This window comes from Leptothoe sp. PORK10 BA2 (assembly GCF_034932105.1).
Taxonomy (GTDB): Bacteria; Cyanobacteriota; Cyanobacteriia; order Phormidesmidales; family Phormidesmidaceae; genus Leptothoe.
In genome coordinates this window covers 1-12,913 of sequence record NZ_JAYGIG010000034.1, presented here as the reverse complement: position 1 = coordinate 12,913, position 12,913 = coordinate 1, and the positions used below count along the sequence as shown (strand labels likewise).

Below are 12,913 nucleotides of genomic sequence, written 5' to 3'. Positions count from 1 at the left end.
GGCCTCACTGGATTCTGGATTCTAGGCCCTGATGCCCCACCTAGCCAGGATTTTCCGGCTTAAGTTGATACCCTCAAAACACCCTCAGCCTCACCTTTTCTTTCCCCGCTTTGATCCAGTCAGAAACCTTAGATTTACTAGAATGGCCCCGTCTCTGTCAGCAGTGGTCCACCTTTGCCGCCACTAAGCTAGGGGCCCGTGCTGCTCAGCATGGCCGGATTCCTCAGCATCAATGGGAAAGTGAGCAGCTGCTGGCCCAGACCCGCGAGGCCTATCGGTTAGAAGATACCGCACCGCTGAACTTTCGCGGCATTCAGGACATCGGGGACTCGTTGGAGCGGGCGAAGTTGCAAAGCATTTTGTCCGGGGATGAATTATTGGACATTGCCACTACCCTGGCGGGGGCGCGGCAGATTCGTCGAGCGATTGATGCCCAAGAGGAAGACGACTTTCCGGTGTTGCAGGCCCTGGTTGCCCAGCTGAGCACCCATCCAGACCTGGAAAAAGAAATTCACCACTGTATTGACGATCGCGGCAAGGTTACGGACCGGGCCAACCCCAAACTAGCAGGCATTCGGAGCAGTATTAAAGGCACCTATGACCAGCTCCATGAGAAGCTACAGCGCATTATGCAGCGCCAAGCCGGAGCCCTGCAGGAAGCCCTGATTACCCAGCGAGCCGGACGCTATGTGGTGCCCGTTAAAACACCGCAAAAGGATGCCATCCCCGGCATCGTCCACGATGTTTCCACCAGCGGTGCCACCCTATATATCGAACCCCAGAGCGTGGTGGAGTTTGGTAACCGGCTGCGCCAGTTAGAGCGCCAGGAAGCTCGGGAAGAGGAACTGGTGCGGCAGCAGCTCAGTGGTCAAGTGGCGGCGGTGAGTGAAGACCTAGAAGCGCTGATGGCCGTCGTCACCACGTTAGATTTGGCGACGGCTCGGGCTCGTTATTCCCTTTGGTTAGGGGCCAACTCTCCCCGATTTAGTGAGGCCAATGAACGGACCGTACTGCGGCAGTTGCGCCACCCTATCTTGGTCTGGCAACAGCGCCACGAAGCTGGACTAACGGTGGTGCCGATTGATGTCACCATGCGGCCCGAGATTCGGGTGGTGGCGATTACCGGTCCCAATACGGGAGGCAAGACCGTTACCCTGAAAACCCTCGGTCTGGCGGCCCTGATGGCTAAGGCAGGGCTGTTTGTCCCGGCCCGAGAACCGGTGGAGCTACCCTGGTTTGATCAGGTGTTGGCGGACATTGGGGACGAACAGTCCATCGAGCAAAATCTGTCTACTTTTTCGGGGCACATTCGTCGCATTGGTCGGATTTTGGCGGCCATTGGGGCGGACCAAACCGCAACCCCTCCCCCTGCTCCCCTGCCCGCTGGCCCCCTGCCCGCTGGCCCCCTGCCCCAAAATTCACTCGTCCTTTTAGACGAAGTCGGTGCGGGTACCGATCCGACAGAGGGCAGTGCCCTTGCGATCGCACTACTCCAACACCTAGCCAACCACACCCGCCTCACCGTCGCCACCACTCACTTTGGCGAACTCAAGGCCCTCAAGTACCAGGACGATCGGTTTGAAAATGCCTCGGTGGAGTTCGACGACGTCAGCCTGTCCCCCACCTACCGACTGCTGTGGGGCATTCCCGGTCGCTCCAACGCCCTTACCATTGCTCGCCGACTGGGACTAAACCCAACGGTGCTAGACCAGGCCCAAACCTATGTGGGCGTCAGTAAACAGGACGACGTCAACGCCGTGATTGCCGGTCTGGAAGCCCAGCGCAAACGCCAGGAAACCCAGGCGGAGCAAGCAGCGAGCATTGTGACCCAGGCAGAAGCTCTGAAGGCGGAAATCGAGCGCAAAGCCGCCGCCATTAAAGATTGGGAACTAAACCACAAGCTAGAGCAGGAAAAAGCCATCCAGGCTGCCGTGGTCGAAGCCAAGGCCGAAATCGCCACGGTAATTCGACGATTACAAAAGGGGAATCCCACTGCCCAAGCTGCTCAAAAAGCCACAGACCTGGTGGAAACCATTGCCCAGCAGCAAGGGCTGCCCACGGGCAAGCATCCCGCTAAGCAGGCGATCACCGATTACAAACCCAAACTGGGGGAAAAAGTTCGCCTGATTGGCCTCGGCGGTCAAACTGCTGAAGTTGTCGAGGCTCCAGATGCCGACGGGAAAATCGCCGTCCGCTTTGGGCTGATGAAAACTGTCGTGGACCTGAAGGACATCGAATCCCTCACCGGACAAAAGGTCGTCACCGCCAAAACATCCCCTAAAACATCCCCCAAAGCACCGGCGGAAAAAGACCCCGAAAACCGGCGCGTCACCGTCAAAATCGCCCCCAAAGAACCCCCTGCCCCCGCCCTGCGCACCACCCAAAACACCATTGACATCAGGGGGATGCGGGTCAGTGAAGCCGAAGCCGATCTGGAAAACTTCATCGCTACCGCCACCGGCCCCATCTGGATTATCCATGGCCATGGCACCGGCAAACTCAAACGCGGGGTGCGGGAGTTTCTCAAGCGTCACCCCCAAGTGCTGAGCTTTGATAATGCGGATCAAGCCGACGGAGGTACCGGGGTCACCGTTGCCCAGGTTTGACCGGTCCCGTCGTCTAAGTTTGAATACGGTCACCGTTGCCCAAGTTTGAAACGGTCCCGTTGCCCAAGTTTGAATACGGTCCCGTTGCCCAAGTTTGAATACGGTCACCGTCTCCCAGGTTTGAACAGCCCGGGTTACGGTGCTTTTTTCTGCGATTTATTACCTGCTCCCCAACACCCATAGCCCAACCGCTATGCTATTTGTGGCTTTTAAGTTACGGCAGAATACCCCTCCCTATGACCACCCCTACGATTGATCGCGCCAGCGCTGGTTTGTTAGATCGAAAGTCTTTGTGGTTGGCTGCCATCAAACCCCCCATGTACAGCGTTGCCGTGATCCCCATTCTGGTGGGTAGCCTGCTGGCTTGGTTAGAGACCGGACGTTTGGATGGTCGGATCTTGGGCATTTTTCTACTATCGGCAGTGTTGTTGCTGGTGTGGGAAAACCTCAGCAATGACGTGTATGACGCCGACACCGGCATTGATCAAAACAAACATCATTCCCTCGTTAACCTGACCCAAAATCAATCTCTGATCTTTTGGCTGGGAAACTTGAGCCTGGCCCTGGGGGTAGCCGGAGTGTTTACCATTGCCCTGATCCAGCAGGATGCCACCGTCTTGGGGTTAATCCTCATTTGTTGTGTTCTAGGTTATCTTTACCAGGGACCGCCCTTTCGGTTGGGCTACCAAGGCCTGGGAGAGCCCCTCTGCTTGATTAGTTTTGCCTTGGGGGTGGGAGCAGCCTACTATGCCCAAGCCCAGGCATTTTCCCTCAGTTGTTGGGGGTTGGGAGCCATGATTGGCATGACAACGACCTTAGTGTTGTTTTGTTCCCATTTTCACCAAGTCAGCGATGATGTCGCTGCCGGTAAATACTCTCCCATTGTGCGGTTGGGGACTTTGGGGGGGGCAAATCTCTTACCCTGGCTCTGTGGCAGCATTTTTGTGATTTTACTGGGGGGCCTAGGGTGGGGCATTTTCCCGGCCAGTTTGGCTCTGGCCCTAGGGAGTGCCCCCTTTGCTATACAACTTTGTCGTCATGTGAAGCTTTATCACGATCAGCCGGCGTTAGTACAAAATGCTAAGTTCGTAGCCATCCGTTTCCAGTTTTGTTGTGGAATACTCCTATGCTTAGGGCTACTACTGCCCATTACTCTTAAATCGGTTTAGTCATTAGTCTTGAGCTTTATGGGTCTTAAAGCCCCCATTGGATCGCCTAGCGTCAGATATTTAGACCGCCCAGCGTCAGAGTCGTTCACCATGTCCTATCGGTTTGAGTTTCGTCCCTATCAACGTCGGTTTCGACAGCCGGTACGTACCCACCATGGTGACTGGCAGGTGCGTCAGGGCCTGATCCTAAAACTGACGGATGACGAGGGGCGGAGCGGTTTTGGGGAGGTGGCACCGCTGCCTTGGTTTGGTTCCGAAACCTTTGAGCAGGCCCTAGATTTTTGCCAACAACTTCCCCAGCAGCTCTCTGACCAGGCCGTGCCCTCCCTTTTGCCAACCCTGCCAGCCTGTCAGTTTGGGTTGGAGTCTGTGTTTTCTAATTTGGAACGTAATCTTCGCCCGATTGATTTGCCCAATGCTCAATGTGGTGTGCTACTGCCAAGGGGCCAGCAATCCTTGGAGCAATGGTCGCCATATTGGAAACAGGGCCACCGCATTTTTAAGTGCAAGATTGGGGTCGGTCAGGTAGCTGATGAAATGGAATGGCTGGACCAGCTGCTAGGGCAGCTGCCCTTTGGGGCAAAGCTACGGTTGGATGCCAATGGTGGCCTGAATGAGCTAGCGGCGAGGCAGTGGTTAGATTGGTGCGATCGCAACGACCAACGCATCGAATTTCTCGAACAGCCCCTCCCTCCCCGTGACTTTGATACGGTCATGCGGCTGAGTTACCGTTACCATACCCCCATTGCCCTAGATGAATCCATCGCTAGCTGGGAACAGCTTAAGGCCCATTTTCACCGGGGTTGGGACGGCATTTATATAATCAAGGCCTCGATCATGGGCTCCCCCCAGCGGCTGCGGCATTTTTACCATAAGTACCCCATTGACCTGGTAATTTCATCAGTGTTTGAAACTGCTGTGGGGCATCAGGCTCTGATTCAGCTGGCTATCGACTTAGCCATGACCTATCCCGACATTCCCCACCGTGCCCTTGGGTTGGGTACCCAGCAGTGGTTTCCCGACGATGGTTTCAGCCAAACCGATTGGCCCCTGTTGTGGCAGCGGTTGGCGTGATGAGGAGCTGACCCAGGAGGCCATGGCTGAGGTGCACACACAGCTTGAAGATAATGACCCAAAACGTCTATCTGGCCTCGGATTAGCCCCAACGGGTGCAGACCCAGGAGCGGGGCAACGGAGCATGAAAAAGGTAGGGGGTTCCCCAGGTGAAGGTCCGACCCCTGAAGCTGTTTGGCACCGTTTACGTTCAAAGGTAGCTTGGGGAGAACAGACCCCAGCCCAAACGATTCCGGCCAATGCGGTGGTGTTGATCAATGAGACCGATCCAGACTGGTTTTTGGTCTACTTCTGGGCAGGATTACTGGCCAATGCCGCTATTGTTCTAGCCAATCCCCACTGGCGACAGCGGGAGTGGCAACAGGTGGCCGTTCAGCTAGGTCCGGATGTCATTCTGGGGCAGGTCCCGCCGGTCTCTCTGGGGGCTCCAGATGCAGCCGACCGACCGGCACCGGGGCAGATTCTGATTGCTACGGGGGGTACCTCGGGCCAGATCAAATTTGTGATCCATACTTGGCAGACCCTAACGGTGTCGGCCCAGGGGTTTTTAGAGCATTTTGGGGCGCGATCGCAACCTGTCAATAGCTACTGTGTGTTGCCGCTGTACCATGTCAGCGGCCTGATGCAGGCCTTGCGGGTATGGCTGTCCGATGGTCAGTTAGTTACCCAGCCATTTAAACAGCTGGAAGCAGGTCAGCGGTTAATTGACCCCAACCCCAACTGGTTTATTTCCCTGGTCCCCACCCAGTTGCAGCGATTACTGAAGGAGACGGCCACGGTTCAATGGTTGGCTCAGTTCCGAGCCATTTTGCTCGGGGGGGCACCGGCCTGGCCCGATTTACTTGCCCAGGCGGCACAGCTTCCCATTGCCCTCACCTATGGCATGAGTGAAACGGCGGCCCAAGTGGCGACGCTGCGACCCGAGGAATTTCACCAGGGGATACGGAGCAATGGCTGCCCTTTGCCCCATGTGCAACTGAGGATTCATCAGCCTGGGTCATGCCAGCTACAGCCTGGGGGAACCGTGGGGCGGATTGCCCTGCAATCTCCCGCCCTGGGTCTAGGCTATTGGCCAGCTACCAGGTTTTGCCAAAACCAAGGTTGGTTTTACCCCGATGACCTGGGCTATTTGGATCAGCGGGGCCATTTGCATGTGGTCGGACGGGCCAGCCAGAAGATTATTACGGGGGGAGAAAATGTGTTTCCGGCGGAAGTAGAGGCCGCCCTTTTAGCCACGGGCCTAGTGCAGGATGCCTGTGTGGTGGGGGTGCCGGATCCGGTGTGGGGGCAAGCCGTTGCAGCCCTATGTGTAATTGGGGATAGTGACCCTGAGGGGGGCCGTGAGGGCATCATCGGTGTAGACACGCCATGGGTCACTCCCCAAAGCATTAAAACTGCCCTAGAGCCGATCCTCAGTGCCTACAAGCATCCTAAACAATGGCGCATGGTGCGCCAACTGCCCCGCAACGACCAGGGTAAGGTCAATCGTGCCCTGGTGGTGGAGTGGCTGACTGCATCCACCGAACCAGTTCTGGGCTCAGGGGATGACGCTGGCGGTTCAGGCGATCAATACACACATGGCGGGTGAGGGCCGTTGCCACGGTTTGTTGCACCGCATTACTCAGGCGGTAGGTGATTTCAAAGCTGTTGCTGTCTAGGGGCTGGGGGGTGAGCGCGATCGCAACTTCGTCGCCACAGTACAACGGTCGCCGAAAATCGACGGAGGCATGGACCACAGGCACCGCCAAGGCCCCATCAGTCTGACTGCCAGGCTCCCCACCAGACTGCTCCCCACCAAAAAATGCGCGCAGGTCTATCCCTGCTGCTGCCAGGGATGCCTCATAGGCTTCGTGGCACAGGGTGAGAATATTAGCAAAGTACACCACCCCCGCCGCATCGGTTTCATGAAACCGAATCCTACGGCAATAGGTAAAGCCGGAGTCCTTGTCTCTAATGGACATAGCTACTGGACATGGCTACTGGGCATTGGGCTGGGCCGGACGGAAGTGGGGGGCATCGGTCACCAAGGTTTCTGTGTTCACCGTCTTAGGCAACACCGCCTGCACGGGGTTGGCGGCCTCGGCCCTGGGGATAATATTCAAGCCCTGTAGGGCTAGGGGATTTCTCCCCCCGCCAATGCCCTGATTCAGGTTAGCCAGGGCATAGCTCAGTACCTCATTGGGACTAATGACGTTCCAGCCCTGGCTAGTGAGCTGATGCAATTCAAAGTGTAGGTGAGGGCCAGTGGAATTTCCAGTGGAACCGACGAGACCAATGACCTCCCCCTGTTCTACCCATTCACCAGGCCGCACCAAAATGTGGGACATGTGGGCATAGCGACTTTCTAAGGTGTTGTCATTGTGGCGCAAAATCACCGTCAGACCGTAGCCGCCCAAATAGTCAGCCAGCGATACCTGACCCGACTGGGTGGCCAAAATCGGCGTGCCCTGGGGAGCCCCCAGGTCTGTCCCCGCATGGAATCGATAGTCATTGTGGATCGGGTGCCAACGCCAGCCAAACAAAGAGGTAATGGGGGAGGGGGAGGCTAAGGGAAATATAAAGGATTCCCCTGCTTGCAATTCCACCAGGGGTTTGGCAACGGTGTTGTAATACTCCCGCCCGGCGACGGTGGTGGCACCCACTTCAGAGAACCTTACCCCCGAGCGGCCAATACTTACAGGACCGACAGTCAAGGAGCGGCCAGGGTTACCGGGGGTAGCCGCCACTGCGGCGGGAGCATCGGGAGCATCGGCCACCCTTGAGGGTGTGGGTTGGCTAGTAGCTCCACCGCAGCCATTAACATTATTGGCCTCGACCTTGTATTCACACCCGGTGGATCGTTCTGAGATAACTACCTCGGGCGCATCTGGGTTGACGGTGGCGCCTTCGCTATAGGCAGTGGGGTCCACAAAAACACCCCCGTATTCGGCAGCCGCATCTTCCACCGTTGGGATCTCGCCGGGCACAACGTCGCTGGGCCTAACAATGTCTACCCCAGGGGTGGTGGTCCCTGGATTGGTTTCCGGATTAGTTTCTGGATTAGCTTCTGGGCCGGGGGCTGCACCGTCAGGTGCGGTTTCTGGGGCCGGAATCACGATTTCCACCTGGGAGGTAATGGCTTCCACCTCGGGTGGGGCCGTCTCTGCCATCAGCACTGGAGGAGCGGCTTGGCTTGAAAACACGGGGGCCGCTGCCTTGGGGGCAGCAACAACAGGCGGTGCTTCTACGGGTGCGGAGGTTTCTGACGGTGTTGGCGTAACGACCGGTGTGGTTTCGGCGGCGATGGGGGGTGCGATCGCATCGCCTGCAGGCATATCTATTTGGGCTAGAACTGGCTGCCCACCCATGACGGCCACTGAACCCACTAGGCCAATTTTTTTCCATAACTGACCGCGGTGTTTAGCCGCAGTCTGAAAAATAACCTTATTCTGGTTATGCTCAAATTTTTCGGCAGGTTGGGATGATGCCTGAGAGGGGGGGCCAAAATCAGTCATAGGAAGATCAATAAATAATTCGAGTGACGCTTTAGTGAGTAATTAAGAAATTTAGGGTTAAGAGAATATATAGGTTATCCGAATAGCCTCCCACCTCTAGAGTTCAAGCTAATATAGGGGCAAGGTCATCACCTTAATAGTCAGCTGGTCGTAGTCTGAGGGTACCCAAGAGAGAACTCACCAGACTTGATATGGACCAATTGATCAATGGGCTGCCCGGTTAACGCTGAATCCTGTGACGCTAACTTTAAAGTTAAGTGTCCTGTTTCCGTAACTCCGACTACCTTTAATGTCTGTCCTTCAAGAATTACAGGCATATTGAGGTTGGTCAGAAGACTTTGGTAAGCATCGATAAAAGTTTTGCCGTCAGTATAATTTCTGTAAAATACACCCCTCCAGATACCTAGTAGTACAGCGGCTGCCACCTTTTTCAGGGGAGATGCCGAATAATTATCGTTGGTCTGAGTCAGGTCTTGCCAAGTGATGCCGGTGGCGGGTACCGGGTTATGGACGTTAATGCCCACACCAATCACCGCCCGAGTGATTATTCCCTGATCTAGCTTACTTTCGCTCAAAATACCCCCCAGCTTCCGTCCTGCAACAACAATGTCGTTCGGCCATTTAATATCGGCGGGAATTCCCAGGTGTCTAAACTGGCTGACAATGCCCCAGGCGGTACATAGGGTCAGCTGGGCCGATTGGTCTGCGGGCCAGTCGGGTTCTAGCATTAGGGATAGGTACACTCCTCCGGGGGGGGATATCCATTGTTTACCCCGTTGGCCTTTACCGGCGGTTTGGCGGTGTGCGATCGCAACTGTCCCGGCCTTGGCATCGACCATATCCCACAGGGTTTGATTGGTGGATGGGACCTGGTCAAATACATGGATCTGAAACCGGGGTCGCAGGCGGCTGAGAAAGGTGGGTGTTTCTGGCATGGGTAATGCCGCCACTGAGCGACCCACTCCGCCTGCGTCAAAACCGTCAAATGGCAACCGTTCGTCCAAGGCCATTCCCCCATTCAAGGATTCAATCTTAGCAACGGCTTGGTATCCTATTCCATAGCGCATTGACTTCTACTATGACTGACCTGCCGACCTTAACTGAAGCTACCCTCTGGGCCATCCTCAATGAAGAGCTGGAGGATGATGTAGTCAATCGCCTAGTGTGCCATCACCTGGGCTATCGCTACGAGGATGCCAGTGGGCAGTGGGACTGCAGTAACGTGGTTGAACCGCTGAGGGAAAAATTTCCTGAGCCGCCTAATTTTATTGAAAGCCGTCCGGCGACGGTGCAGCTGACTCGGTCGATTCCTAAGCCGAATAAGCAGTTGCTTAAAACCTATCTTGGGTTTAAGGGTTACACCATTGATCAGCTGGTGCCGCGTCTTACCCGGCGGGCTACGATGACGAGTTGGTTATTGAGTCATATGCAGCTGCAGGGATTGCTTAAAGACGATGCATCCCCCGTGTAGGGGCTACAATGCACAGAAAATTTCACTAGGGTAGATCTATTTCATAGTTCACATGTACCATGAAGAAAAAAGGCACCTTTAAAAGAATGTCTCTGTGAAGAGCCTCCGAACACCCCTACGGACTATATATCTGCTATGGAAGTTAAAAACGTCGCTGCTGAACTTGCTGCCCATTCTGAGGGTTCATTTCTGGATATTGTCCCGTTTAATGGCGGTCATATCGGCGCGTGTAGCATTACTGGGGTATCGCCCGTATGGGAAATGCATCCGGATACGGACGAATGGTTTTATATTCTCGAAGGGGAGTTTGAGATGACTCTTCTGGATGGAGAAACACCGCAACATTTTATTACTGAGGCGGGTTCTACATTTGTGGTGCCTAAGGGTATCTGGCATAGGCCTGGTGCGCCTAAGGGGGCGAAGTTTATGTATCTTACCCCTGGTCAGACGTTGCACTCAGATCAGGATGATCCTCGTGAGTCTTGATGGGTTGTGGCACATTTGCAATTTAGTGCAGTGTCACTGCTTAGTTTGAGGATAAGACCTTTTTGAAAATGCCTCTATAGGAGACTTTTTTAGGTTAGCAGTCCTACGTTGCTGAATGGGGTTTAGCTTCTGCGATGGGGGCAATTGCGCCTGAGCCGATATTCCTCTTTTTGCTCCCTCTCGCTCCGGGTGCAGCTGAACGTGTCGGTTGAGCGGCTGAAAACAACTGATGCAATGCATCAAGAGCTTTCGGCAGTCCGCTCCATGTATCCGCTCCATGTAAATGTTTGGGGTGCGATCGCTCATCAGCATAGAGACTTAATTTGCCTTCAATCCTAGACTAATCTTGTATTCAGATCTTTCAACACTTTGAATAGGTATAAGTCGAACAAAGTATTGCCCAGAATAGGTTGCAACTCCCTGCCATTCTTTGAGGTCTGCTTTCTCTTCAAGGACGCGGCTATCTTGATCTAAGATTGCCATCTGTACGCCTGTTCCTTCTAGTGCAACCGTCATCCGCTGACCAGATTGAGGGATGAGGAGAAAATGAATTGTTTCGTTAGATTTCAAAGTTCCTGAGAAATCTTGCGTTTGCCCTACTGCTAGAGGTACAGGTTGGTTGATATCTAAAGCACCAGTTGTCGAGGATGGACTTGGAAGTACGGTGTTCTGCTGTTGGCAAGACGCTATCATGCTTATCACTAAACTAAGTGCTAGCAAATTGAATAAACCGAGTCTCATACTGTTTCAATTAACCTCTTATATTGTTTCAACTAACCTTCATTCTTACCAGCAATGCTGTAGGGCTGGAAATAGTGAAGAACCGAGGCGAACTCAGCATTGGTTGGGAGAGCGTTGGTGTTAACCTGTATTACTCTCCCACAGGACACTGCCGAGCTAACGGTTCGCAAGAAGATTGGACTCAACCTTGCTATTTTAGCTTAGTCAGGCGTTGGCGTGGTACTTCGGTAGCAGGAGCTTCATTCTCTACAAAATACCTGACTCTAGTTGTTCCAAATATATGAAATCAGGAGACTTTACTCCAGCAGCGGCTCTTATCTTCACAAGTTTAGGAGATTCAAAAAATCGTTTGGCATCATCTATCGATGTCCAGGATGAGAAATGCACTATTTTGTTAGGGTTACTTTCATACTTTAAGACCTGATAAGCTTTCTCTCCAGCTTCCTTTCTTATGTCGGAGGCCTCATCGAAAATCTTTTTCCATGACTTATAGTCTTCAACTTCATGAATGATCAATACATATTGCATACTTTTTCTGACTTCTATTATTTTGATTAACCGAACAAATGCTTCGATCCGCGTTAGTTGATTAGACTCAACCTTAGGTACTTTTAGCATCAAGACCGTCAATCATCAAGAGAGCATTCACCTTTATAATCAAACGCCAATGAACAACCCATAGAATCAGAGCAATAAAACTAGCAGCTACCCCAAGAAATGATGGAAAAAGCGAGGCGACTTGAGCGATACACCAACCAAAACCTGACACCCTTCCAAAGCTATTCATTACTTCTAAATGCTTATTGCTCTGAGCTTCTTGCTCTATTGAGCGCGTGACATTCAAGATAATGAAAAAGTCCTCAACGAGATTGTAAAATGGCACAAACATGAGCCATACCATTTTCGGATTCATGGCTTGGCAACTAGGTTGAACTAATGACAAGCACTTTTGTAGTGACCGACAATACAAAGCAACGCCTAAAATAAAGGCAGCAACAATTGCTGAAGTAGTGAAAAACCCCATTGCTTCAAGAGATTCTAAAACTCCGGTACTTCCAGCTTCATTTCTTGTAGCACTCCAAAACGGATAAAGCATCACAATGGCAACGAGAGCGGTTGCCATGAATTTGAAGATAAATAATTTTTTCATTCTACATTGCTAGCCTCCTACCAATACTGACTGACTGCTCTGTTGGCAGATAGGCAGTATGATTTCGTTTACTAAATTTGTGTTGACATAGGAAAAGAAGTCCGTCAGTTGTCTGCAGTTAGGTTGAGAACCGCCCATTGCGGAGCCGCACGATGGGTGGTGTCGTGAGGATGCTCCCTATTCTGATTAGGCGGGCATTTTCAACTGATTCGAAGAGAAATACGGCCCTTGTTTTGATCCTCAGGAGTGAAGCTCTGCAATTTTAGCGAGTGTCATTGGTCCAATGATGCCATCAGGTCGTCCCACCATATTTTCAGATTGAAATTTTTCAACGGCTTGTACTAATTCGGGTGTGAAAAATTGATCTGTTTTTCCCTGATAGTAACCAAGATCTCTAAGTATCTCTTTTAGCGTCTTTACATCAATGCCTGTATCACTGAGATGATTTAGTGTGAGACGTTTCTGTAAATTTATTCTACTTTCGGGCGGTAACAGTGCAAGAGCTTGAGCAGATTCATCATAAATCCTCTGTCTACTTTCACGAGCGTCCTTAGACAAATTTGCTTCACTCTGTTGAACTTGGCCTAACGAAATCACTAGACCTCTTGCATAATAGTTTCTATGGTAGATTTTTAGGTTTTGGTTCATTGCTTTACACCTAGGCAGATGAACTACGAAGCCACCCAAACCCTTAGCAATTCAAAGTTTAAGCGTCGATTCGG

General features: G+C 52.8%; 13 protein-coding genes. 6 read left to right on the top strand and 7 right to left on the bottom strand.

What is annotated here, in order from left to right:
* Positions 1–110: 110 nt before the first annotated feature.
* The 4 genes from VB741_RS10185 (at position 111) to VB741_RS10170 (ending at position 6,437) form a co-directional block, all read left to right on the top strand.
* Entirely contained in the window at positions 111–2,606 is a 2,496-nt protein-coding gene (locus VB741_RS10185) for an endonuclease MutS2 (protein WP_323365063.1), read from the top strand.
* A 236-nt stretch (positions 2,607–2,842) separates the two neighbouring features.
* Positions 2,843–3,775 carry a 2-carboxy-1,4-naphthoquinone phytyltransferase gene (gene menA / locus VB741_RS10180; protein ID WP_323365062.1) on the top strand — a complete coding sequence of 311 codons (933 nt, stop codon included), beginning with the start codon at positions 2,843–2,845 and terminating at the stop codon, positions 3,773–3,775.
* Positions 3,776–3,793: 18 nt separating this feature from the next.
* Positions 3,794–4,849 (top strand): o-succinylbenzoate synthase, encoded by a 1,056-nt coding sequence (locus VB741_RS10175; RefSeq protein ID WP_323365061.1) that lies wholly within the window; start codon positions 3,794–3,796, stop codon positions 4,847–4,849.
* On the top strand, positions 4,800–6,437 hold the full coding sequence (locus tag VB741_RS10170; RefSeq protein WP_323365060.1) for an AMP-binding protein: 1,638 nt from the start codon (positions 4,800–4,802) through the stop codon (positions 6,435–6,437). The genes VB741_RS10175 and VB741_RS10170 overlap by 50 nt, the downstream gene beginning before the upstream one ends.
* Here VB741_RS10170 and VB741_RS10165 read toward each other — a convergent pair.
* The 3 genes from VB741_RS10165 to VB741_RS10155 form a co-directional block, all read right to left on the bottom strand.
* A complete protein-coding gene (locus tag VB741_RS10165) occupies positions 6,331–6,810 on the bottom strand; it encodes an acyl-CoA thioesterase (RefSeq protein WP_323365059.1) in 480 nt (159 codons plus the stop codon). The genes VB741_RS10170 and VB741_RS10165 overlap by 107 nt on opposite strands.
* Before the next feature lie 15 nt (positions 6,811–6,825).
* Complete coding sequence (locus VB741_RS10160; protein WP_323365058.1) at positions 6,826–8,343, bottom strand: peptidoglycan DD-metalloendopeptidase family protein; 1,518 nt, start codon at positions 8,341–8,343, stop codon at positions 6,826–6,828.
* Between the two features lie 140 nt (positions 8,344–8,483).
* Positions 8,484–9,410, bottom strand: coding sequence for a biotin--[acetyl-CoA-carboxylase] ligase (locus VB741_RS10155; RefSeq protein ID WP_323365057.1), 927 nt, complete (start codon positions 9,408–9,410; stop codon positions 8,484–8,486).
* Positions 9,411–9,421: 11 nt separating this feature from the next.
* On the opposite strand from VB741_RS10155, the gene VB741_RS10150 reads away from it, so the two are divergent.
* Positions 9,422–9,814: a DUF1823 family protein gene (locus tag VB741_RS10150; protein WP_323365056.1), complete on the top strand. Its 393-nt coding sequence runs from the start codon at positions 9,422–9,424 to the stop codon at positions 9,812–9,814.
* A 135-nt stretch (positions 9,815–9,949) separates the two neighbouring features.
* Positions 9,950–10,300 (top strand): cupin domain-containing protein, encoded by a 351-nt coding sequence (locus tag VB741_RS10145; RefSeq protein ID WP_323365055.1) that lies wholly within the window; start codon positions 9,950–9,952, stop codon positions 10,298–10,300.
* A 318-nt stretch (positions 10,301–10,618) separates the two neighbouring features.
* Here the strand turns inward: VB741_RS10145 and VB741_RS10140 are convergent, their stop codons facing one another.
* The 4 genes from VB741_RS10140 to VB741_RS10125 form a co-directional block, all read right to left on the bottom strand.
* Positions 10,619–11,041: a hypothetical protein gene (locus VB741_RS10140; RefSeq protein WP_323365054.1), complete on the bottom strand. Its 423-nt coding sequence runs from the start codon at positions 11,039–11,041 to the stop codon at positions 10,619–10,621.
* 246 nt (positions 11,042–11,287) lie between these two features.
* Positions 11,288–11,569, bottom strand: coding sequence for an antibiotic biosynthesis monooxygenase (locus tag VB741_RS10135; RefSeq protein WP_442786332.1), 282 nt, complete (start codon positions 11,567–11,569; stop codon positions 11,288–11,290).
* Between the two features lie 73 nt (positions 11,570–11,642).
* Positions 11,643–12,191: a hypothetical protein gene (locus VB741_RS10130; protein WP_323365052.1), complete on the bottom strand. Its 549-nt coding sequence runs from the start codon at positions 12,189–12,191 to the stop codon at positions 11,643–11,645.
* A gap of 240 nt (positions 12,192–12,431) precedes the next feature.
* Positions 12,432–12,839, bottom strand: a complete 408-nt coding sequence (locus VB741_RS10125) for a peptidoglycan-binding domain-containing protein (RefSeq protein WP_323365051.1) — start codon at positions 12,837–12,839, stop codon at positions 12,432–12,434.
* Positions 12,840–12,913: the final 74 nt, after the last annotated feature.

What these genes read in the sequence shown, in the direction of transcription:
- menA (WP_323365062.1), top strand. Translation starts at nt 2,843, where the DNA reads ATGACCACCCCTACGATTGATCGCGCCAGCGCTGGTTTGTTAGATCGA.
- VB741_RS10175 (WP_323365061.1), top strand. Translation starts at nt 3,794, where the DNA reads ATGGGTCTTAAAGCCCCCATTGGATCGCCTAGCGTCAGATATTTAGAC.
- VB741_RS10170 (WP_323365060.1), top strand. Translation starts at nt 4,800, where the DNA reads ATGGTTTCAGCCAAACCGATTGGCCCCTGTTGTGGCAGCGGTTGGCGT.
- VB741_RS10165 (WP_323365059.1), bottom strand. Translation starts at nt 6,810, where the DNA reads ATGTCCATTAGAGACAAGGACTCCGGCTTTACCTATTGCCGTAGGATT.
- VB741_RS10160 (WP_323365058.1), bottom strand. Translation starts at nt 8,343, where the DNA reads ATGACTGATTTTGGCCCCCCCTCTCAGGCATCATCCCAACCTGCCGAA.
- VB741_RS10155 (WP_323365057.1), bottom strand. Translation starts at nt 9,410, where the DNA reads ATGCGCTATGGAATAGGATACCAAGCCGTTGCTAAGATTGAATCCTTG.
- VB741_RS10150 (WP_323365056.1), top strand. Translation starts at nt 9,422, where the DNA reads ATGACTGACCTGCCGACCTTAACTGAAGCTACCCTCTGGGCCATCCTC.
- VB741_RS10145 (WP_323365055.1), top strand. Translation starts at nt 9,950, where the DNA reads ATGGAAGTTAAAAACGTCGCTGCTGAACTTGCTGCCCATTCTGAGGGT.
- VB741_RS10140 (WP_323365054.1), bottom strand. Translation starts at nt 11,041, where the DNA reads ATGAGACTCGGTTTATTCAATTTGCTAGCACTTAGTTTAGTGATAAGC.
- VB741_RS10135 (WP_442786332.1), bottom strand. Translation starts at nt 11,569, where the DNA reads ATGCAATATGTATTGATCATTCATGAAGTTGAAGACTATAAGTCATGG.
- VB741_RS10130 (WP_323365052.1), bottom strand. Translation starts at nt 12,191, where the DNA reads ATGAAAAAATTATTTATCTTCAAATTCATGGCAACCGCTCTCGTTGCC.
- VB741_RS10125 (WP_323365051.1), bottom strand. Translation starts at nt 12,839, where the DNA reads ATGAACCAAAACCTAAAAATCTACCATAGAAACTATTATGCAAGAGGT.